The sequence below is a fragment of the Kineosporia babensis genome (genome assembly GCF_021129305.1).
Lineage (GTDB): Bacteria > Actinomycetota > Actinomycetes > Actinomycetales > Kineosporiaceae > Kineosporia > Kineosporia babensis.
The window spans coordinates 65,154-85,718 of record NZ_JAJOMB010000020.1 but is presented as its reverse complement, the minus strand read 5'-3'; the positions used below and the strand labels follow the sequence as shown (position 1 = coordinate 85,718).

Annotated in this window: 18 protein-coding genes and 1 pseudogene; 6 read left to right on the top strand and 13 right to left on the bottom strand. The window is 70.8% G+C overall.

The window, feature by feature from the left end:
* Positions 1 to 113: 113 nt before the first annotated feature.
* Complete coding sequence (locus LR394_RS43305) at positions 114 to 1,190, bottom strand: sensor histidine kinase (RefSeq protein WP_331283114.1); 1,077 nt, start codon at positions 1,188 to 1,190, stop codon at positions 114 to 116.
* Positions 1,191 to 1,245: 55 nt separating this feature from the next.
* Positions 1,246 to 1,878 carry a response regulator gene (locus LR394_RS29990; protein ID WP_231447948.1) on the bottom strand — a complete coding sequence of 211 codons (633 nt, stop codon included), beginning with the start codon at positions 1,876 to 1,878 and terminating at the stop codon, positions 1,246 to 1,248.
* Between the two features lie 182 nt (positions 1,879 to 2,060).
* Here LR394_RS29990 and LR394_RS29985 point away from each other — a divergent pair, with 182 nt between their 5' ends.
* Both LR394_RS29985 and LR394_RS29980 read left to right on the top strand, forming a co-directional pair.
* Positions 2,061 to 2,456, top strand: coding sequence for a hypothetical protein (locus tag LR394_RS29985; RefSeq protein WP_231447947.1), 396 nt, complete (start codon positions 2,061 to 2,063; stop codon positions 2,454 to 2,456).
* Between the two features lie 17 nt (positions 2,457 to 2,473).
* A complete protein-coding gene (locus LR394_RS29980; RefSeq protein ID WP_231447946.1) occupies positions 2,474 to 3,433 on the top strand; it encodes a threonine ammonia-lyase in 960 nt (319 codons plus the stop codon).
* Here the strand turns inward: LR394_RS29980 and LR394_RS29975 are convergent.
* Positions 3,426 to 4,394 carry an NADPH:quinone oxidoreductase family protein gene (locus tag LR394_RS29975; protein ID WP_231447945.1) on the bottom strand — a complete coding sequence of 323 codons (969 nt, stop codon included), beginning with the start codon at positions 4,392 to 4,394 and terminating at the stop codon, positions 3,426 to 3,428. The genes LR394_RS29980 and LR394_RS29975 overlap by 8 nt on opposite strands.
* A 238-nt stretch (positions 4,395 to 4,632) precedes the next feature.
* Here LR394_RS29975 and LR394_RS29970 point away from each other — a divergent pair, with 238 nt between their 5' ends.
* A complete protein-coding gene (locus LR394_RS29970; protein ID WP_231447944.1) occupies positions 4,633 to 5,448 on the top strand; it encodes an ATP-grasp domain-containing protein in 816 nt (271 codons plus the stop codon).
* Here the strand turns inward: LR394_RS29970 and LR394_RS29965 are convergent.
* The 7 genes and pseudogenes from LR394_RS29965 to LR394_RS43775 all read right to left on the bottom strand — a co-directional run.
* Positions 5,431 to 6,702, bottom strand: coding sequence for a cytochrome P450 (locus LR394_RS29965; RefSeq protein ID WP_231447943.1), 1,272 nt, complete (start codon positions 6,700 to 6,702; stop codon positions 5,431 to 5,433). The genes LR394_RS29970 and LR394_RS29965 overlap by 18 nt on opposite strands.
* Before the next feature lie 57 nt (positions 6,703 to 6,759).
* On the bottom strand, positions 6,760 to 7,905 hold the full coding sequence (locus LR394_RS29960; protein ID WP_231447942.1) for an FAD-dependent oxidoreductase: 1,146 nt from the start codon (positions 7,903 to 7,905) through the stop codon (positions 6,760 to 6,762).
* Between the two features lie 19 nt (positions 7,906 to 7,924).
* Positions 7,925 to 9,193, bottom strand: a complete 1,269-nt coding sequence (locus LR394_RS29955) for a hypothetical protein (RefSeq protein ID WP_231447941.1) — start codon at positions 9,191 to 9,193, stop codon at positions 7,925 to 7,927.
* A gap of 60 nt (positions 9,194 to 9,253) precedes the next feature.
* Positions 9,254 to 10,579 (bottom strand): hypothetical protein, encoded by a 1,326-nt coding sequence (locus tag LR394_RS29950; RefSeq protein WP_231447940.1) that lies wholly within the window; start codon positions 10,577 to 10,579, stop codon positions 9,254 to 9,256.
* A gap of 92 nt (positions 10,580 to 10,671) precedes the next feature.
* Entirely contained in the window at positions 10,672 to 11,670 is a 999-nt protein-coding gene (locus LR394_RS29945) for an alpha/beta hydrolase (RefSeq protein WP_231447939.1), read from the bottom strand.
* A gap of 139 nt (positions 11,671 to 11,809) precedes the next feature.
* On the bottom strand, positions 11,810 to 12,865 hold the full coding sequence (locus LR394_RS29940) for a hydroxyacid dehydrogenase (RefSeq protein ID WP_231447938.1): 1,056 nt from the start codon (positions 12,863 to 12,865) through the stop codon (positions 11,810 to 11,812).
* Between the two features lie 1,121 nt (positions 12,866 to 13,986).
* A pseudogene (locus LR394_RS43775) lies at positions 13,987 to 14,142 on the bottom strand (DapH/DapD/GlmU-related protein); the annotation flags it as partial.
* Between the two features lie 530 nt (positions 14,143 to 14,672).
* Between LR394_RS43775 and LR394_RS29930 the strand changes: the two are divergent.
* The gene (locus LR394_RS29930; RefSeq protein ID WP_231447936.1) at positions 14,673 to 15,728 is read left to right on the top strand and encodes a substrate-binding domain-containing protein; all 1,056 of its coding nucleotides are present in this window, start codon (positions 14,673 to 14,675) and stop codon (positions 15,726 to 15,728) included.
* A 16-nt stretch (positions 15,729 to 15,744) separates the two neighbouring features.
* Here the strand turns inward: LR394_RS29930 and LR394_RS29925 are convergent, their stop codons facing one another.
* Positions 15,745 to 16,101, bottom strand: a complete 357-nt coding sequence (locus LR394_RS29925; RefSeq protein WP_231447935.1) for a hypothetical protein — start codon at positions 16,099 to 16,101, stop codon at positions 15,745 to 15,747.
* 262 nt (positions 16,102 to 16,363) lie between these two features.
* Here LR394_RS29925 and LR394_RS29920 point away from each other — a divergent pair, with 262 nt between their 5' ends.
* Both LR394_RS29920 and LR394_RS29915 read left to right on the top strand, forming a co-directional pair.
* On the top strand, positions 16,364 to 18,040 hold the full coding sequence (locus LR394_RS29920; RefSeq protein WP_231447934.1) for a long-chain-fatty-acid--CoA ligase: 1,677 nt from the start codon (positions 16,364 to 16,366) through the stop codon (positions 18,038 to 18,040).
* Positions 18,041 to 18,050: 10 nt separating this feature from the next.
* The gene (locus tag LR394_RS29915) at positions 18,051 to 18,956 is read left to right on the top strand and encodes a heme-dependent oxidative N-demethylase family protein (RefSeq protein ID WP_231447933.1); all 906 of its coding nucleotides are present in this window, start codon (positions 18,051 to 18,053) and stop codon (positions 18,954 to 18,956) included.
* Positions 18,957 to 18,987: 31 nt separating this feature from the next.
* Here the strand turns inward: LR394_RS29915 and LR394_RS29910 are convergent, their stop codons facing one another.
* Both LR394_RS29910 and LR394_RS29905 read right to left on the bottom strand, forming a co-directional pair.
* A complete protein-coding gene (locus tag LR394_RS29910) occupies positions 18,988 to 19,920 on the bottom strand; it encodes a TIGR03619 family F420-dependent LLM class oxidoreductase (protein WP_231447932.1) in 933 nt (310 codons plus the stop codon).
* A gap of 88 nt (positions 19,921 to 20,008) precedes the next feature.
* Positions 20,009 to 20,479: a CBS domain-containing protein gene (locus LR394_RS29905; RefSeq protein WP_231447931.1), complete on the bottom strand. Its 471-nt coding sequence runs from the start codon at positions 20,477 to 20,479 to the stop codon at positions 20,009 to 20,011.
* Positions 20,480 to 20,565 lie beyond the last annotated feature (86 nt).

Sequence of the window (20,565 nt, the reverse complement as noted above, 5' to 3'; positions counted from 1 at the left end):
TGCCCCACACCGGGGCGCAGAGGTTAACACCGTTTTGAAGGAGCGACCAAAGGCGGGGGTTTTCGCCCGGGTGAAATCACGGAGTCACGAAATCCTTTGAGCCATGATCCATTTCAGGAAGCGGTCGGCCCGCGCCCGGCCGCCGGAACCCGAAGCGTCACCAGAGTGCCCCCACCCTCGGCCTGCTCCCAGCCGAGCACGGCCCCCAGCGAGTCGGCCCGCTCCCGCATGCCGATCTTGCCGAACGACGGGGTCAGCGCATCGGCCGGCGCTTCGGCCGGCATGCCCACCCCGTCGTCACGCACGCTGACCACCAGATCGCTGCCGTCGATCACCGCCCGCACCGCGATCCGCCGGCAGCCGGCGTGATGCAGGGCGTTGCTGAGCGCCTCCTGCACGATCCGGTAGATCGCCACCTGGTTGTCCGGCGGCAGGTCGTCCGGCAGATGCTCCACGTCGCAGGCCACCGACACCGAACCCTCGGCACCCTCGGCCCGCCGGGACAGCTCCCGCACCGCGGCGGCCAGGCCGAGCGTGTCCAGCGCCAGCGGCCGCATCTGGGTGATCAGGTGCCGGAGCACCCCGATCTGCTCGTGCACCATGCCGCGCGCGTCCTGCACACCCGCCGCCAGCCGGTCCGGATCGTGGGTGCGCGAGAGCCCGGCCAGCCACAGCTCCAGGGCGGCCAGATCCTGCAGGGTCTGGTCGTGCAGCTCCTGGGCCCAGCGCCGCCGCTCCTCCTCCTGCCCCTGCAGCCGGGCCCGCAGATGCCGCATCCGCCGGGCGTGGGCGGCCAGGCGGGCGGCCCGGATCGCCAGGGTGGCGGTGACCAGCAGCAAGAAGGAGGGGACGAGCAGGAGCAGGACCACCGGCTGGTCCCGGCCGGTGGCCCGCCAGAGCCCGACCACCGCCAGCACCGCACCAGCACTGGCCCCGATCAGCAGCCGGGCCCGCAGCGTCATCACCTCGTCGGCGTCCCCCCGGGCCAAGGGGATGCCGGCCAGGAAGAGCAGCGCCGCCACCCCGCCGACCCAGGCGACCAGGTGCGGCTGCGCGTCGGTGAACTCCAGGGTCAGCCCGGCGACGGCCAACGCAATACCCGCCACCGCGCAGGCCAGCAGGCCCCGGCCTCCGGGGGTGCGCAATCGCGCGGCCCAGCTCACGGGAGCGGCCTGAGATCGTCGCTCCACCCGAGAACCACCCCTCGGATCGCTCTCAACACACTGGCCGCGAGCGTCTGCAAGTTCACCCCAAAAGACCGAATCGGCGAGCGGCGTCCACGAGCTCGGACCGGTGATGGGCGCCCAGCCGGGCCCGCAACGCAGCCCGGTGCGCCTCGACGGTCCGCAGGCTGATGAACAGCTCGTGGGCGATCTCGGCGTTGGTGTGCCCCCGCGCGAGCAGCCGCAGCACGTCCCGCTCGCGTTCGCTCAGGCCGTCCTTGCGGGCCTCGGTGTGCCGCAGCAGCTGCGCCCCGAGCTGCGGCTGCAGGTACACCTCGCCGGCCATCACGATCTCGATCGCCCGGATCAGCTCACCCGCCGCCGCATCCTTCAGCAGGTAGCCGTGCGCGCCCCGGCTCAGCGCCTCCCGGGCGAAACCCGGATCGTCGTGCATGGTCAGCACCAGGATCCGCGGCGGGTGGGGCAGGCCGAGCAGGGCCGGCACGGCGTCCAGCCCGCTCTCGCGACCCAGCGCGATGTCCAGCACCACCAGGTCCGGCGCCGACTCCACCACCGTCCCGGCGACCTTGGCCAGATCACCGCACTCACCCACCACCAGACAGCGCGGATCGGCCTCGAGCAGGGCCCGTAACCCGGTGCGGATCATCGAGTGGTCGTCGGCCAGCACGATGCGCCAGGTCAGATCCCCATCCACCGGATCAGGGTATGCCGAAGATCTGCGGCAAACCCGCAAGGTGCTGCGGGCGAACGACGAGGACGCACCTGCGGCGGGCGGCGCATCATCGAGGACGTCTCCACCTGAGTCCCGGGGGGACCGGCAGTTTCCGCACAACGGGGTACGGGTTCGGGACTCCCCGGCACCGGAGGTTCGTCATGATGCACCGTCACCAGCCTGCCCTCACCACGCACACCGTGGAGCTCGACCAGATCCGCGCGATCGACGCCCAGCTGAGCTCCCGCCCGCCGATCACGGCCGCGATGCTCGGGATGGAGCAGGCCGTGGCCGGCGCCGCGGCCGCCTTCGCACCCTCGATGTTCAGCCTGCGCCAGAGCAGCGCCGCGGTGCTCGGGGCACGCGCGGTGCTGCGGCACGTCCGGGCCGAGGGCACCCCGGAGTACCCCTACGTGAACGGGCGGTTCGAGGACCCGGTGACCGGTGCGGTGCACACCGTGGAACTGCACTCCCAGGCGCTGCACCAGCTGTGCGTGGCGATGCGGCTGAGCCAGTGCTGGGGCACGGACGCGGTCCTGAGCGGCAGCAGCATCCGCTGAGAACTACCCTCGGGCGGGTGCAGCACACTCGCCTCGACCTGGCCAGGATCCAGGCGGCCCGCGCGGCCATCGACCCGCTGTTCCTGAACACGCCGCTGTACCGCTGCGAGCCGCTGGAACCGGTGCTCGGGGCCCAGGTCAGCATCAAGCTCGAAACCGCCAACCCGGTGGGCAGCTTCAAGGGCCGGGGCGCGGAATGGGTGGCCCACCAGGCCGAGCAGGCCGGCGTGCAGTCCCTGGTCTGCGCCAGCGCGGGCAACCTGGGCACCGCGCTGGCCTGGTCCGGCCGCCGCCGTGACCTCGACGTCACGGTGGTGGCCCGCCGCAACGCGCCCCGGGCCAAACTGGAGCGGATCAGCGCCCTGGGTGCCAAGCTCGAGCTGGTCGACGGCGACTTCGAGGTGGCCCGCGAGCGCGCCGTGGTGCTGGCCCACCGCGACGGCGCCCAGCTGGTCGAGGACAGCCTCGATCTGCGCACCTGCGAGGGCGCGGGCACGATCGGCCTGGAACTGGCCCAGAGCCTGAGCTCGTTCGACACCGTGCTGATCGCGCTCGGTGGTGGGGCGATGGCCACCGGCGTGGGGTACGTCCTGAGCCGGCTCGCCCCCGACACCGAGGTGGTCTGCGTGCAGCCGCAGGAGGCGCCCGCCCTGACACTGTCCTGGCGGCAGCGCAAGGTGGTCACCACCGAGACGATGAACACGATCGCCGACGGGGTGGCCGGGCGCTTCCCGATCCCGGCCGTGCTGGACGATCTGCTGCTGGTGGCCGACGACGCCGTGCTGGTGGCGGAGGAGTCGATCGTCGCGGGCCTGCGGGTGCTGCGGGAACGGGCCGGCCTGGTGGTCGAGCCCTCGGCCGCGCTCGGCGTGGCCGCCGTGCTGGAGGACCGGGAGCGGTTCGAGGGCAAGCACGTGGTCACCATCGTCTGCGGGAACAACGTCGATCCGGACGCCTACCTGGGCTGGGTCAGCTGAGTTGCCGGGGCAGCACGACCACCTTGCCGAGCACCGAGCGTTCCTCCAGCGAAGCCACCGCCTCACCGGCCTGCTCGAGCGGGTACGTGCGGTGCAGCGGGGGAGTGAACGACAGCAGCGGCACGAGCTGGGCCCACTCCTGCACGAACGCCTCGGGATGCTTGGCGTTGTAGGCACCCCAGCCCACGCCACGCACGTCAATGTTGTTCAGCAGCAGACGATTCACCTTCACCGAGGGAATCTCGCCCGCGGTGAAGCCGATCACCAGCAGCCGCCCCAGCGGCGCCAGGCAGCGCAGCGAATCGGTGAACCGGTCACCACCGACCGGGTCGACCACGATGTCCACCCCCGCCCCCGACGTCAACGCGAGCACCGCGTCCTTGAATTCGTCGGCCAGCACCACCTCCTCGCAACCCAGCGACCGCACGAACTCGGCTTTTTCCGGCGTGGAGACCACCGAGATCACCCGCGCGCCCAGCACCTGCGCCAGCTGGATCGTCGCCGTGCCGATACCGCCGGCGGCCCCGTGCACCAGCACCGTCTCGCCCTTGCGCAACCCACCCCGCCGCACCAGAGCGTGCGACATGGTCAGGTAATTCAGCGGCAGACAGGCGCCGGCCACGAAATCCACCGCGGCGGGCAGCAGGCCGACCCGATGCACGGGTGCGGCCACGGTGGCGGCGAAGGCGCCGGTCGTGGTGGCCGCCACCACCCGGTCGCCGGGCGAAAATCCCCACCCCGCAGGCGCTTCACGCACCGTCCCGGCCACCTCGCCGCCGAGGACGAAGGGCAGCTCGGGCTTGTACTGGTACTGGTTCTTCGACATCAGCACGTCGGGAAAGTTCGCCCCGGCCGCCTCGACGTCGATCAGGACCTCGTCCGGCCCGGCGACCGGCTCGGCCACCTCCTCGATCCGGACCGACCGCGGCCCGTCCGTGCTGATGATGCGCGCTGCCCGCACCGATGCCTCCTAGGTCGGGTTTTGGAATTCCATGCCTACTGCGGGGCGCCCGGGACGCCGTCTGACCGCGTCCGGTGGGGCCCTACGTAGAACACCGCTACGAAGGGCCCCACCGGCCACGCCCAGCCGACGCCCCGGGCACCTCCTCGCTACGGCAGCGAATTCCAAAACACTCCCTAGTACCAGACGGCTGAACCCATCACCCTGCCATCGATCCGGGTCGGCTACCTTTCGGACGATGAGCACCCTGCTGTACGTCAGCGACCTGAGCTACCCGGCGAAGGGCCGCCGCTACTGCGACGAGGACATCTACCTCTCGGCCCGGATGCGCGCGGAGTTCGACGTGGCGCTGTGCCACCCGCTGGACGCCGCGAACCTGATGAGCGGCTTCGACGTCGTGGTGGTGCGCAACAGCGGCCCGGTGATCCACTACCCGGCCCCGTACCAGGCCTTCCGCACCGCCGCGCTCGCGGCCGGGACCCCGGTGTTCAACCAGCTCACCGGCAAGGCCGACATGCGCGGCAAGCAGTACCTGATCGAGCTGTTCCAGGCCGGCTACCCGGTGATCCCCACCATCGACCGGCCCGGCGACCTGGACCGGTTGCCGCCGGCGAAGCAGTTCGTGGCCAAGCCCAAGTTCGGTGCCGACTCGGTGGGCCTGACCTTTCTCGACTCCCCGGAGCAGGCGGCCTTCACCGACCAGCTGGTCCAGCCCCGGATCGACTTCCGCTACGAGGTGTCCTTCTACTTCGTCGACCGCACCCTGCACTACGCGCTGTACGCCCCCGACCCGGCCCGGCGCTGGCAGTTGCAGCGGTACGAGCCCACCGAGGCCGACCGTGCGTTCGCCCAGCGGTTCATCGACTGGAACGACATCGAGCACGGCATCCAGCGGGTGGACGCCTGCCGCACGCCGGACGGTGAGCTGCTGCTGGTCGAGCTGGAGGACCTCAACCCGTACCTGTCGCTGGACCTGGTGGCCGAGGCGGAGCGGGAGGCGTTCGTGGCCGCGATGACACGCTCAATCCAGGCCCTCTCAGCCGCGCACCGGTAGCCGGCGGTAGGCCCGTATGTTCTGGGTGGGCTGCCAGCGCGCCCGGCCCGCCCGGCGTAGCTCGGGCAGCCGCTCGAACAGGGCCTGCAACCCGACCTCGGTCTCCAGCCGGGCCAGGCCGGCGCCGATGCAGTAGTGCTCGCCGGCTGAGAACGCCAGATGTGCCTTGCTGTTGGCTCGGAAGAGCTGGAACGCGTTCGGGTTCTCGAACACCTGCGGATCCCGGTTGGCCCCACCCAGCAGCAGGAACAGCTCGACGCCGGCCTGCAGCCGGTGCCCGGCCACCTCGCAGTCCTGGTTCACCCGGCGCGCGGTGAACTGCACCGGCGGTTCGTAGCGCAGCGTCTCCTCCAGCACCTCGGTCAGCACGCTGCGGTCGGCCACGGCGGCCCGGCGCAGGTCCGGCTGGTCGAGGAAGCGCGCGGTGACGTGCCCGATCAGCCCCACCGACGTCTCGAAGCCGGCGATCAGCAGCACCCCGAGGGTGGCCAGCAGGTCGTGCCGCCCGAGCTGTTCCGGGTCCTGCGAGCGCTCGACCAGCGAGGCCAGCAGCGAACCCTCAGGGGCCTGCGACTTCTGCGCGATCGCGGTGTCCAGGTAGGCGTTCAGGTTCGCCCAGCCCGCGTCGAGACGTCGCTGGTTGCGGGTGGAGGGCAGCCCGGCTGTGGTGGACAGCGGCAGGATGTCGCCGAGCGCGGCCAGGCGCCGCCAGTCCTCGCCCACCGGCAGGCCGGTGAGCTCGCAGATCACCCGCACGGCCAGCGGCACGGCGTAGTCCTGCACCACGTCGAACGAGGGCTGCCCGGCCAGTTCGTCGATGCGCTGGTGGGCCAGCTTGAGCAGGCTCTCGCGGCGCTGCTGCAGGGCCTTGGCGGTGAACCAGGGGGTGACCAGGCGGCGCAGCCGGGGATGGTCCGGGCGATTGCGCATCAGGAACGAGTCCTCGATCGGCCGCACCAGCCCGCTCCTGCGCGCCGGCGGCTCGGCCACCCCCAGCTCGGGCGCGCGCAGGGCCTGGGCGACGAAGCCGTGCGAGGCGCTGATCGCGACCGGGCCCAGGGTGCTGTGCACCAGCTCGCCCTGGCTGCGGATCCGCTCGTACAGCGGGTACGGTGCCCGCTGCGGCCGGCGCACGATCAGCTCGGCCAGCGGCTCCTTCCGGAACGCGGCGAGCTGGTAGAACATCCGGATCTGGAACAGCTCCCACTGCGTCCGCGCGCTGTGGGACAGCTCTTCTGCACTGGGATTCGCCACGATGCCCCCGCCCGCGATGTCTGATGCGTAGGCAAAAGATACCGAGAGACCGGCCGGTCAGGCCGAGAGCGGGGTGTCCCATTCCAGGTGCCGGGCCACGTCCTCGTCGCTGAACGGGGCCGGCGGCAGCGTCGGCGGCCGCGAAGCACCGGTCATCGCTGCACTGGCCGCGATGTTGTACTCGGTCCGGGGCCGCCGGACCTGCTCGTACAGCTTCAGCGCCGAGTCCTGATCCGGGCTGTCCCGCAACGCCTTCGCCAGCACCACCGCGTCCTCGAAGGCCATCGACGCCCCCTGGCCGGTGGCCGGGGAAGCCGCGTGCGCTGCGTCCCCGATGATCAGCATCCGCTCGCTGCGCCACTTCTCGACCTGGGGCAGGTCGCGGGCATTGGTGACGAGGATGCCCTCGGTGGCGGCCACGATCTCGGCGGTGGGCGTCTGGTCCTGCTGCAGACCTTCCAGCAGCTGCGCGCGCAACTCGGCCGAGGGCTCGACCCCGACCTGCTCCAGTGCTGGCGCGGTCTGCCGGGCGAACCAGTAGGTCTGCCCGGCGGGGGAGAGCGTGTAGCCGAAGCTGGCGGCCCGGCCGCGGACCATCGTGATCCGGCCGGGAACGCTGGGCGGGGTGGCGGTGCTGGTGTAGCCGTAGAACACGCGCTGCCCGGCGTACCGGGGCCCGGCCGCGTTCGGGTCGATCAGCGTGCGCACCAGGGAGTTCAGGCCGTCGGCCCCGATCAGCAGATCGGCCGTGACGGTGCTGCCGTCGGCCAGCTCGGCGGTGACCCCGTCGGCGTTCTCCACCGCGCCGAGGAGCCCGGCGCCGTGGCGCAGTTCGATGCCCTGCACCCCGACCTCGGCCTGCAGCGCAGCGGTGAGCTCGCTCCAGCGCAGGCAGCGGAAGCGGGTCAGCTCGTCCTCGACCTCGCCCAGCGGCCGGGCGATCAGCTCGGTGCCGTTCTCGTCCAGCGCGCTCATCGAGGTCAGGTCGAACCCGGCCCGGCTGATCGGCGCGGCCGCCCCGAACTGCCCCAGCGCCTTCATCCCGTTACTGGCCAGGGTCAGGAAGGCGCCCAGGTCGGTGGCCGTGCGCGGGTGCGCCTCGCAGACCACCACGCGCAGGCCGGCGCGGTGCAGGGCCAGGGCTGCGGCGGTGCCGGCGATGCCGCCACCGATGATCACGACGTGAGCGTTTTGTCCGGGCACGGGCCCCAGCCTAGGGGAGCTACGGGGCTGCGGTGAGCTCCTCGCGCCGCTCCTGGAGAGTGCCGGTCAGCTTCTTTACGTCGTTCTCGACGACCGCCCGGGTCAGGTGGGAGCCCCAGTAGAACGGGCCGGGCATCCAGCTCGGGCCCTCGGGTCCGTACCCCAGCCGTTCCGCCTGCTTCTTGATCGCCGCGTTCGTCTTGGTGGTGGAGCACGAGACGGTACCGGACTGGTGCAGAGGGACGGTGACGATGGCGCTGCAGTTACCGGCCTCGGCGTGGCGGCCGACGAGCGTGAAGTGGGCGTCCACCAGGACCCGGGCACTCTTGCGGTCGGGGACGTGGCGCTTTGCGTTCTGGCCGGCTGCCTTCGCGTCGGCCTCGGCGTAGGTCCGGGCCTCCAGCGGGACGGTTTGCTCGCACTTGCGGTAGGTGCAGGTGGTGGTGGCCTGGCCCAGCCCCAGTTCGATGCTCGGGTCGAACACCACACCCAGGTCCGCGGACTGCTCGATCATCGTGTCGTACTCCCGGGCGACCTGGGCGGTGTTCATCTCCTGCAGGTCGGCCCCGCCGATCTGCAGCAGTTCCGGTATGTGCCCCGGGGTCAGGCCGTTACCGGGGCTGCGCCGCTCGGTCTCGGGGTCTCCCCACGCCTGGCTGAGCACGAAGGCCTCGGACAGATGAGTCACCCGGTGCGGTTTCTCCTTGGTGACGTACAGCGGGCCGTCCACCGTGTTGACCATCAGAAAGAGCCTGGGGCCGTTGGACACCACGGTGTGCCTCGGGAGCCAGGACGAGCGGGACAGGTCGTCGGGGTTGGGCGAGAAGTCGGTGTCGGGTCGCTCCAGGAGCTTCAGGATGCGGTCGGCCAGGGCGACGGAGGACTCCGGCAGCGGGTGCACCAGCTGCAGCTTCTGAAGTCCCCTCTCGTCCATCGCCGTCCAGTTGTGCTTCGGCCGGTGGTCCGAGCGGATGTACGGCATGATCTGCCTCAGCGCGCCCCCCTCGAGATCCACGAAGGTCTGCCCGCCGGTGCGCAGAATCGGCAGCTCGGGCAGGACCGTGCCGCTCACCTCGCCGTACCTGCTGATCCGCACGTCGTACTGGGGGCCGACGCTGTAGGCCACCCCCGGCGCCGCCCTGAGCGACTGCGCCGCCTCGAAGAACGGCGCGGCCAGCTCATCCCGGTTCTTGCCGAACGTCACCTGGTACACCCCGAACCCGACGGCCAGGACGATCACGAGGGCAGCGGCCAGCCGGGCCCGCGGGTACTTCTTCGTCTCATCCATCACGTCACCTGCAGTGCCTCGTCCGCTGCCTTGCCCGCTCATCTCGTCCCGCTGGTCGCGCTACTGCGCCGCCAGGTCCTTCTCCCGCTGCTTCAGGGTGACGGCGATCTGCTTCAGGTCGGGGTTGGAGACCGCGAAAGCTGTTCCGCTGCTGCGGTAGTAGGGGTTGATCCGGGCGCCGAGCTGCTTCGACTCCTTCTTGCTCCGGGCGAGCTCCGCGCGGACCGCGTCCGCCGTCTTGCCGGTCGAGCAGGACAGGAACTGCGGCTCGCCGAGCCGGACGGTGGTGGTGGAGGTGCAGGTGCCGTTCCAGCGGGTGTCCGGGAACCAGAAGCTGGCCTTCACGGTGACCGGGACGCTGGTCGGCTCCTCGGTGCTGGTCTCGGAGGGCTGGGCCAGCACCTCGACGCGGTGCGTGCAGGCGCGCACCGTGCACGAGGTCTCCGGCTCCTCCACCACCAGATCGATCCGTGGGTCCATGACGTAGGTGAGTTTCTTGGCGATCACGGCCAGGTTGGCGACGGCCATCGCCATGTCCTGGGCGCTGCGCTGCGAGACCTCGAAGCTGGCGACCGGCCGGGCGTCGTGAAGAACGAGCGGGTCGGGCTCCTGGTAGGCCACCGGTGCCACGTTGTCCGAAGACATCGCCTGGCCGGCCGGATCGCCGGAGCTGGAGCTGCCGGCGGTCTTGCTGCCGGTCGGTGACGGCAGGCTGCCGATCAACTCGGCGGGCAGGTTCAGCAGCCGATGCGGCTCGGCCTTGCTGACGTACACCCGGCCGACGGACGTGTTCGCCATGTACGCCGGGACCTCGCCGTACAGCAGGACCTGGGTGTTGCGCGCCCCCGGCGGCAGCGGGGCGCTGGTGTACAGGTCGGCGAAATCGTCGTCGTCGAACGGGTCGGGGACGAAGTTGGTGCTCGGCTCCCGCAGGATCTGCAGGACGTGGTCGGCCAGTGCCTGTGGAGAGTCCGGCAGCATGTAGTCGTGGCGCAGGACCTTCACCTCCTCGGGCCCGATCCGGGCCCAGGCCGAGGTCGGCCTGGCACTGGGCGGAAAACTCATGGCGAAGGGCAGCAGATCGGTCACGTCATGGCTGACCAGACGGTTGTAGGTGACGCCGTCGGTGCGCACCATCTCAGTGGCCCCCAGGGTGCCGACCGCGTCACCGTCCCGGCTGATCCGCACGTCGTACCCGTGCCCCTCCACGCGGATGCCGGCCGCCTCCCGCATCGACTCGGCCGCCTCGAAGAAGGGGGCCGAAGGACTCGCCTCGGCTGGGGCGCGGTCCTCGGCCGTAGCGAAGGTGTGCGCCGCCAGGGCCGCGATCGCCACCAGACCCACCGCGCTGCCGATCACGGCCAGCTTGTACTGCTGCTTCACCACGCACCACACCTGAACATCACCCGGGCATCCCAGGTCGATGCCCGCTTCGGGGTCCTAGACCCTAACAGTCCCGTTCCGGGCCGTCAGAGGGCTCAGCCCTCGTAAAGCTCCAGGTAGAGCTGGTGGATCTGCTCGGCCTGCTCGCCCAGGCTGTCGGGGTTGGCCAGGTTGTGCGGCAGGTTCAGCTCGGCCGGGAACTCGTGCTCGGCCACCTTCAGATCGTTGGCCTCGGCGATCTGCCCGGGAACGGCGGTGGCCGCGTCCAGGTCGATGTACGGGTCCTTGGCCGAGTAGGCCACCGCGATGCCGGCGAGCTTGTCGTTGACCGGGTCCTCGCGCAGGTTGCGCATGATCCGCAGGTACTGGCCCAGGCCGCTGAGGGTGAAGTTGGTGTCGCCGACCTTGCGGTCGGGCAGGACCCGGTTGCCGTACAGCACGGTCAGTGGCCGCAGCAGGTACGGCGGGGCCTGCGAGGCGGCCGGCTGGTAGAACGGCGAGAGCAGCAGCAGACGGCTCACCGCGTCGGTGCGGTACTCGGCCAGCCAGGTGCCCAGCACCCCACCGCCCGACATCCCGATCACTCCGGCCTCCTCACCCAGGCCGGCCACCACGTTCATCGCGTCGTCGGCATAGTCGCCCAGCTCGTCCGCACTGACCTGGCTGGCCTCGTCCACGTCCGTCAGGCCGTGGTGCCCCTCACGCGGCACGTAGACGTTGTAGCCGCGCTCGTAGAACACGTCGGCCAGGGCCACGAAGTCTTTCGGGCAGGCGGTGTAGCCGTGCAGCATCAGCACCGACTTGGCGGTCTTCTCCGGGTGCACCCGCAGCACGCTGCGGCACTCCTCGAGCACCTCGCCGTTGGCCGTGTCCTGTTCCACCGCAGCCGTTCCCGCGGCCCTGGCCTCCTCGAAGGACAGCGCCTGCGGTTCGGCGTTCTGCAGCCGGTCGCTGCCCAGCGGCCAGACGTAGAGCAGGCCGACCAGCACAACCAGAACTGCGATCACGGCCCCGACGCCCAGCCCCACCCGGCGCCAGATCCGTGACTTCCCCCTGCGCGTGCCGGTCTCGCCGGCCCGTTCGCCACTATTCACCATGTGTTCCCGCCCCAGATCGATCAGGTAATTCTGGGGTGATTACTAGCAGCACGCGCCTCAATTTCACCAATTGGCACGTGAGGGCAATCCGGCAACAAAGGACGCTCGCGGCCCGGAACGCTGGAAAGCTGCGGTTTCAGGCCTGCAGGGCAGCGCTCTCGCGCCGGATCGGGCGGGCCAGGGGCCGGCCCGTGACCAGACGCTCGAGTTCGTCCAGCGCGCCTTCGCTCATCCGGATCGTCTCGGAGCCGGTCGAGCCGGCGATGTGCGGGGTGAGCATCACGTTGGGCAGGGTGCGCAGCGGTGAGTCCAGGGGCAGGGGTTCGGGGTCGGTGACGTCGAGCATGGCGTTGAGACGTCCGCGGCGGCATTCCTCGGTCAGCGCGGCGGTGTCGATCAGGGCACCTCGGGCGGTGTTGATCACGCAGCAGTGTTCCGGCAGCGCGGCCAGTTGCTGCGCCCCGATCATCTGCCGGGTGGAGGGCAGGTCCGGGGCGTGCAGGGTGAGGATGTCCACGCGCGGCAGGATCGCTTCGAGGCTGGTCAGCTCGGCACCGGCGGCCTCCACCGCGGCCTGCTCGGCGTAGGGGTCGGCCACCAGACACGTCACCTCGCGCAGGTTTTGCGTGATCAGGCGCACCACCCGGCGGCCGATGCGCGAGAAACCGACCACGCCGATGGTCAGGCCGGTATTGCTCAACCGGCCGAAGCGGAAGGGATCAGGGTCCTGCTGAGCGGCGGCAGACAGGAACGGCGCCTTCTTACCGGCCATGACGACCGCGGCGAAGGTGAACTCGGCCACCGGGTCGGCGTTGAGATCGGCGCTGTTGGAGACCTGGATGCCGCGCTCCCACAGCTGCGGGCTGACCACGTGGCGAACGCTTCCGGCACAGTGCAGCACAGCCCGCAAGCGGGGCATCCGGCTCAGCGCCCAGGCATCGATGGTGGGTACGCCCCAACCGGTGAGCAGGACTTCCACCTCGGCCAGGCGCTGTTCGGTGCCGGGCTGGTCGAAGTCGGGCAGCCAGAGCGGTTCCACGGCTTGGCTCAGGCTGCGCAGGCGCCGGCGGCGGGGTTCGTCGAACTGGGTGTGCCACCACTGCTCGTCCATCACCACCAGGGCGTTGGGCATCTCCAAGCCGGCAGATCTCGTGCTGCTGGCCGTTGCGGCCTTGCTGGCCGGTTGGGTCATGCCTGCAGGTCCAGTGCCGGTTCCGGCCGGTGCACGCCGCGCGGGCGGTAGCCGAGGTGGTCGGACAAGCCGAGAAGGTCGGCCAGCAGCCAGATCACGGCGCACCACATTTCGGTGCCCTGCAGGCCCGGGATCGTCCTCAGCTCACCCCCTGCCGCGAAACCGAAGCCTTCGTCTCTGCGCCACTGACCCAGGACGTCCTCAAGCAGCTTGTGGGCCACCGCGGCCACCTCTTCGGACCGGTAGCCGCTCGCCCGGGTCAGCCACAACGGGTGCGCCACATCCAGAACGTTGCAGGCGTTGTACCGCCCGAGCCGGAAGTAGCGGGCGTCGCGGAGATGCTCGAGTACCGTGTCGACGATCCGCTCGGAATGCCCTACCGGAAGCCCGAACTGGGCGAACGTGCCGCGCGAGGCCCGGTAGAAGCCGTTGACCACCTGCAGCAGACCCTCCGTCGACGAGCGCCGGCCCCACATGCCGGTGGCCGGATCAGTGTTGGTCACCAGCCAGCCGACCAGCGCCTCGAACGCAGCCGACCGCCCGGCGCTTAGAGCCTTCTGGTTCCAGAGCAGGGCCGTGCCCACGCCGTCCACCCAGTGCCCGGCCTGCCAGGCGTTCGTGCGCCACGGCTGGGCTCGCAGGCCGGTGACGATCTGCTCGGCGCTTGCAGCGGCGACCACGTTCACCGGAGCGGGGAAAGCGCTGCCGAGCACGTCCAGGGCATATCCCACGCAGAGGACATGGTAGGCCGTCTCGCCGTCGAAAAGTTCACTTGCGGAGGGTGGTTGGGTGATTGGGCGGCCGAGTTCGGGGACCAGCCCGGTCACCGGATCCTGCCAGCCGCGCAGTCTTTCGATCTGCTCGGCGGCGGGCAGTTGGTCCGGGGCCCGGGAGAGCAGAAGGTCGGCGATCTCGATGGCGTCGCACTGCGCGCGCACGGTGGGCGCCGCCCCGGGGGTGTCGGTGAACAGGCGCTGCTCAGCGTCCCAGGACCGGGCCAGGATCGCCGGGGCCGATCCGCGCGCCTCGTCCGCCCAGGCGGACAGTCGCTGCCCAAGGCTCCCGATCGTCCGTTGCTCCTGCTCCTGCTCCTGCTCTTGTTCTTGATCGGCCGGTTTCACCCGCCAGCGCAGCAGGCGGGCCGGGTTGCCGCCCACCACCGCCCCGGCCGCGACATCCTTGGTCACCACCGCCCCGGCCGCGATCACCGACCGGTCGCCCACCACCACACCGTCGAGAATCACCACGTGCGAGCCGATCCACACGTCGTTGCCGATGCTGATGCCCTGCGACTTCAGCGGCTGACGGAACACCTCCACGTCGGGATCGTCCATGGTGTGGTTGAAACCGAGGATCGAGGTGTGAGCGCCGATCCGCACCGCGTTGCCCAGGGTGACGGCGCCACGCACCACGGTGTACGCGTTGATGCTGCAGTCCCGACCGGTGCTGAGCGTGCCACTCAGGTAGGCGCCCGCCGCGACGTAAGAGCCTGATCCGAGCCGAAGTTCGTCATTCTGCACCGACGCCGCCTCGGACACGAAGCAGCGCTCGCCGAACTCGAAGCCGTCGGCCCGGGCCAGACCTTCCTGCAGCTGCTGTTGCCGGGCCAGCGCGCCCTGATCGGCCCGGTCCCAGAACAGCCAGGGCGAGTAGTCCACGTCCTGGCGATGGAAGTCCCCGGCCACATCCCGCGTCATGCTTCGCCTTCCCGTCCGCCTTGACGAGTTCCGACTGGTGCTGTGAAGTACATGCTGTTCGATCGAACAACGCAACCAATCGAACACACTCGAACATCGGGCAAGGGTGGATGGCCGTCTCCAGAACGGGTTTCGCGCAGCAGCGCCGCGACCACCTGCTGCAGCTGGCCCGGGCTCAGGGTTCACTGGTGGTGAGCGAGGTGGCGCCCACGCTCGGGGTCTCGGAGCTGACCATCCGGCGCGACGTGAACGACCTAGCCGCCCAGGGACTTCTGACCCGGGTGCACGGTGGGGCGGTCCTGCCGCAGAAACCGGCCGCCCGTTCCCGTTCTCGCGGTCCGGGTGGGCCGGTGCTGATGCTCTCGCCCGGTCGTAGCCACTACCACGCCCAGATCGCCGAGGGTGCGCGCTCCGGCGCCCAGCGTCTCGGGCTGGACCTGAGCGTTGAGCACTCGGCGAACCCGGTCGGCGGCGCAGGTGGGGCGGAACTCGAGCGGCTGCTGGGAGTGCTGTGGACCCCGCGCTGGCGTGCCTCGTCCAGCGCGGGAGACATGCTCGGCGAGAAGCCGGTTGTCCTGGTGGAACGCTTCGCCCCACCGGGCAGTGCGCTGTTCGGTCTGGATGCGGTCGGCGCCGATCATGCTCACGGTGTGCACCTGGCGCTGGAGCACCTGCGCGAGCGCGGCCATACCCGGATCCTGCTGGCCGCCCGCAACGACAGTCCCACCGCCCGGACCGTCCGCGCCACCTTCCGGCAGTTGCAGGGCGCGGATCTGATCGCCGAGCCCTTTCTGAGTGCGGCCGGAGCAGATCCGCAGCCCGGCGCGGCCGCGGTGTACCTGCCGGACGAGGTTGCCCGGCACGGCGCCACCGCGGTGATCGTGCACAACGACGTAGACGCGCTGAACCTGATCGAGCAACTGCACGGCGCCGGTCTGCAGGTGCCCGGAGATGTCTCGATCGTGGCCTACGACGACGTGGTGGCCGGATTGGGCGGCCTGGACCTGACCACCGTTGCCCCGCCCACCCGAGAGATCGGCCAGGAAGCGCTGCGGCTGCTGGTGCGCCGGATCGAGCACGGCGGGCCGGCCCGCCGGCACCTGCGGCTGCTACCCACGTTGATCGATCGCGGTTCCACCACTCACCGGCCGGCCGACCGGGCGTGAGTGGATGCGGAACGGGTCAGGGGATCCGGGCGATGCACTCGTCGGCCTTGACCGGGTCGTCGGGGAACAGGCTGTTGCAGCCGGCGATCTGGTTCTGCTGGTAGAGATCGCTGTTCTCGAGCTGGTAGCGGCCGCTGCCGTTGAGCACCAGCAAGGTGGCAGCGGCCCCCACGACGACCGCGAACAGCAGGCCCAGGGTCAGGGCGAGGACGAGTCGGCGCTCCCGGTCCTCCGGTAGTGGCGGGCGCCGGATCTGGGCTTCGTCCTGCCGCAGTTCCCGGCGTCTTCGCGGTTCCTGACGTTTTCGCGGTTCCTGACGTTTACGGGACGGAGGGCGCCGCCGCGCGGTCCAGCCCTCCAGGCTCTCGGCCAAGCGAATGCCTCCAACGGTGACGTGCGATCGGGACGGGAAGCCTCCGATCGCCTTCGTGGCCAGGTCGGCAGCCGCTCAGAACGAACACATGCTGCCACCTCGCCCTCGGGACCGGAAGAGGCCGGGCCAGTACCGGCAGTGCGGGGACGGTACGTCCCCGTGACGAGATCAACTCCGGCAAATGCCGTACCGGTGGCGCGGACGGGCTCAGGTTCGACTAACCTACGTTCCCGTAGGTTAACCGTCGCGAAGGAGATCCGCTGTGCCCGAGCCGTCGATCTGGGCAGGTTCCTACGGACCGGGAGTCCCGCTCCAGCTGGAGTACGACGACGAGACCCTGGTCGACCAGCTCGAGAACACCGTCGCCCGGTTCGGCGAGCGGCCGGCCATGGAGTTCCTGGGCCGCTCGGTCAGCTACGCGCAGTTCGGCGAGCAGGTCTCCCGGGCCGCCGAGGCGCTGCGCCGGCTCGGGGTGCAGGCTGGTGACCACGTGGCCGTGCTGATGCCGACCTGCCCGCAGCACCTCGTCGCCTTCCACGCCGTGCTGCGCCTGGGCGCCACCGTGGTCGAGCACAACCCGCTCTACACCACCGGCGAGCTCAAGGCCCCGTTCGCCGACCACCGCGCGAAGGTGGCTCTGGTCTGGGACAAGGCGGTGAAGACGATCACCCCGATCCTGCGCGACCCGGACCAGGCCCTGCAGAGCGTCGTCACCCTGGACATGACCCTCGACCTGCCGCTGGCCAAGCGCCTGGCCCTGCGCCTGCCGATCGCCAAGGCCCGGGCCACCCGGGCCGAGATGACCGGCCCGGCCGAGGGCTTCCCCAAGTTCGCCGACCTGCTGAAGGCCCCGCTGGACCCGGCCCACCCCAAGCCCGGCCCGGACGACGTCGCGCTGCTGCTGTACACCTCGGGCACCAGCGGTACCCCCAAGGGCGTGCCGCTGCTGCACCGCAACGTGATCGCCAACTGCAAGATGGGCGTGGCCTGGGTGCCCGGCCTCAAGCACGGCCAGGAACGCTGGCTGTCGTCGCTGCCGATGTTCCACGCCTACGGCCTGACCGTGGGCCTGCTGTGCGGGATCCGGGCCGGCGCCGAGCTGGTGCTGCTGCCCAAGCCGGACACCACGCTGATGGTGGACGCCCTGCAGCGCCGCCGGCCCACCTTCGTGCCCGGCGTGCCGCCGATCTACCGGCGCATCCTGGACGAGGCCACCAAGCGCGGGGTCTCGATGCGCAGCATGCAGTACTCGCTGTCCGGGGCGATGCCGTTGCCGGCCGAGCTGATCAAGGAGTGGGAAGCGGCGACCGGGGGCACCCTGGTCGAGGGCTACGGCCTGACCGAGACCGCGCCGATGGTGATCGGCAACCCGATGACCCAGACCCGCCCGGGCTCGATCGGCGTGCCCTTCCCCGACACCGAGGTCCGCATCGTCAACCCCGACCAGCCCGCCGAGGAGGTGCCGCTGGGCGAGCGCGGCGAGCTGGTGGTCAAGGGCCCGCAGGTGTTCGGCGGCTACCGCGACCGGCCCGAGGAGACGGCCGAGGTGCTGCAGGACGGCTGGTTCCGCACCGGTGACATCGTCACCATGTCCGAGGACGGCTTCCTCACCGTGGTCGACCGGATCAAGGAAGTGGTGATCGTCGGCGGTTTCAACGTCTACCCCAGCGAGGTCGAGGACGTCCTGCGCCGGCACTCCAGCGTGCAGGACGCGGCCGTGGTGGGCGTGCCCGACGAGCACGGCAACGACGAGGTGGTGGCCGCGGTGGTGGCGGCCGAGGGCGAGAAGGTGGACCCGGACGCGCTCGGTGCCTACCTGCGCGAGGAGCTGACCCGCTACAAGGTGCCGCGCCGGTTCGTGGTGGTGGAGAAGCTGCCGGTCAACCAGATGGGCAAGGTCCTGCGCCGCGAGGTGGCCGATCTGGTGAAGCAGGCCTGACACTGGCCGGATGACGACACCGCAGGAGCTGGAGGCAGCGCTCCCAGCCGCAGCTTTGCGGGCGGAGGACGCGTGGTGGCCGAAACCGGCCCCACGCCCCTTCCGGCACGTGGTGGGGGCCCGTCGGCTCCCGAGCGAGCAGTGGTTGCGCCCCCGGGAGCAGGATGCGGCGCTGGTGGCCTGGCGGCGGGCCTTGCTGGACGCCGAAGGCGCCCGGGCGTTCGCTGCGTTGCCCGGTACCGACCTGGCCGGGGATGTGCTGCTGGGCCTGATCCGGTCGGTGCTCGCAAGCCCGGTTGAGGACGCGGCGGGGTCACCGAGCGGTCATCCGCTCGACGTCGCGGGGCGGCTGGTGGCCGAGGACCTGTGCCTGGTCGACCTGGCCGACGGCCGCCCGCGCCTGGTCGGGGCCAGCCTGGCGATGCCCAACCGCTGGCTGCTGGCCGAGAAGCTGGGCCAGGACATGGCCGGCATCCACGTGCCCGTGCCCGGGTACGCCGAGCAGCTCTCACCCGCGGTGGACAAGTTCCTGACCAGCCTGCGCGAGGACCGGATCATGACCCGGGCCAACTGGGCGATCACCGACGACCCGCGCCTGTTCCAGCCCGCCGCCGACTCCCGCGCCCAGCAAGGGGTTTCGGTGCGCACCCCGCAGGAGGCGGCCAGGCTTCTGCACGTGCGGGTGGAGTACCAGACCCTGCGCCTGCTGCCGCCGCCCGCCCGCAGCAGCGTGGTGTTCACCATTCGTACCGCCCACGAGCCGCTCTCGGCGCTGGCCGACCGCCCTCAGGTGGCCGCGGACCTGGCCTCGACGATCGAGGTCATGCCCGCGGACGACCTGGAGTACAAGGGCGTGCTGCCCTACCGGGAGCCGGTTCTGGAACTGCTGCAGGATTTTTCGATGAGGGACGCTTGAACGGCGCCGACGGGTGGGCGGTGCGGCCGCTCTAGAGCCCCGCCGCGCGGACCGCGCCGTGGAACTGGGCGGCCCAGTCCACCAGTTCGGCCCGGTCCCGCGCGGCGCTGGAGGAAGCCAGGAACACGTGGTCCACCCCGTGCTCGGCCAGCGCCGCGACATCCTCGGTGAACTGCTCGAAATCGCCGGCGTAGGGCTCGCGCCCGGCCGTGGTGACCCGGCTGAAATCGCGCTTGATCACCTGGGTGATGCACGTGACGGCACCCGGGTCCCGCCCGTACTCGGCTGCCTTCTCGCGCAACTGAGCCAGCTGGGCGCCGATCTGGGCCGGCGTGAGATTGGTCGGCAGCCAGCCGTCGGCCCGCCGGGCGATCCGGTCCAGTGCCTTGCCCCGGCCCCCGCCGAGGACGACCGGGATCGGGCGCGCAGGCTTGGGCCCGACCGTCGAGGGCGAGATGGTGTAGCGCTCGTTGCGGAACTTGACCGGGTCCGGGCCCCAGACCGCCTCGGCCACGTCGAGGAACTCGTCCAGGGCGGCGCCCCGCTCGGCGAAGGGGCGAGGTGCGCTGGCGTCGTACTCGTCGATCGACCAGCCGGTGCCCAGCCCGGCGATCAGCCGCCCGCCGATGATCCGGTCGATGCTGGCCAGGGAGTTGGCCAGGACGACCGGCAGGTGCAGCGGAGCGACCAGGACGTTGGTGCCGAGCTCGAGCCGGGAGGTGACCGCCCCGGCCGCGGTGAGCACGGCGAGCGGGTCGGGGGAGTTGCGGTAGTACTCGGGCCAGGGCACGTCCGGCATGCCGTACAGGCCGTGCCCGCCGCTCTGGTCCTCCGGCACCAGCAGCCGCTCGAACGCCCAGGCGCTGTCCAGGCCGATCTCCTCGAAAGCCTGGGCGGTGGCGGTGATGTCGGTGCGCAGGTCGTACCAGTGCAACTGCGGAAGGCTCATCCCGAGCTTGATCACGGCGACTCCTCGAACCACGGGGAACAGTAACGGGCAGATTATCCGGGTTCGGGGCGATTCGGCGGCTGGAGCAGTCGCTCCTGCGGGTTCAGGCGGACTCCGGGGCGCAGGGCCGGCCCGAGCGCTCGGCTGCCCGGGAGGCCACGTTCGCGTCCGAGCAGAATCCGGTGCGCCTCCGCTTCAGGCACAGCAGACCGATCAGCCGGCCCGCATCGTCCACCACCGCGCGTCGGCGTTGCCCGGCTGCGAGCAGCTGCTGGCGGGCCTCCTCGGCGCTCAGCGTGGCCTCGAGGGTGCGCCCGTCCAGCGTGGCGTACGCCAGCGCCGGGCCGTTCGCCGCATCGGGCAGGTCGTCGCGCACCAGCGTCCCGGCCAGGGTCCCGTCCGGCGCGACCAGCAGCAGCATGTGCACGTGGTCGTCGTCGAACTCGGCCAGCGCCTGCGGCACGGTGACGCCGGTCGGCAGCGTCTTCGGCATCCGCACCAGCACGTCGCCCACCTGCAGGCCGAGGAGCTCGGCGGAGGGTGCGCGCAGATCGGCCGGGGTGGTGCCAGACATTGCTTCACTTCCTTGTGACGTCACTGCGAAGAACGGGTGCCCCTTCGATGATGACTGAAGAGGCACCCGTTGTCCCAACCAGGACA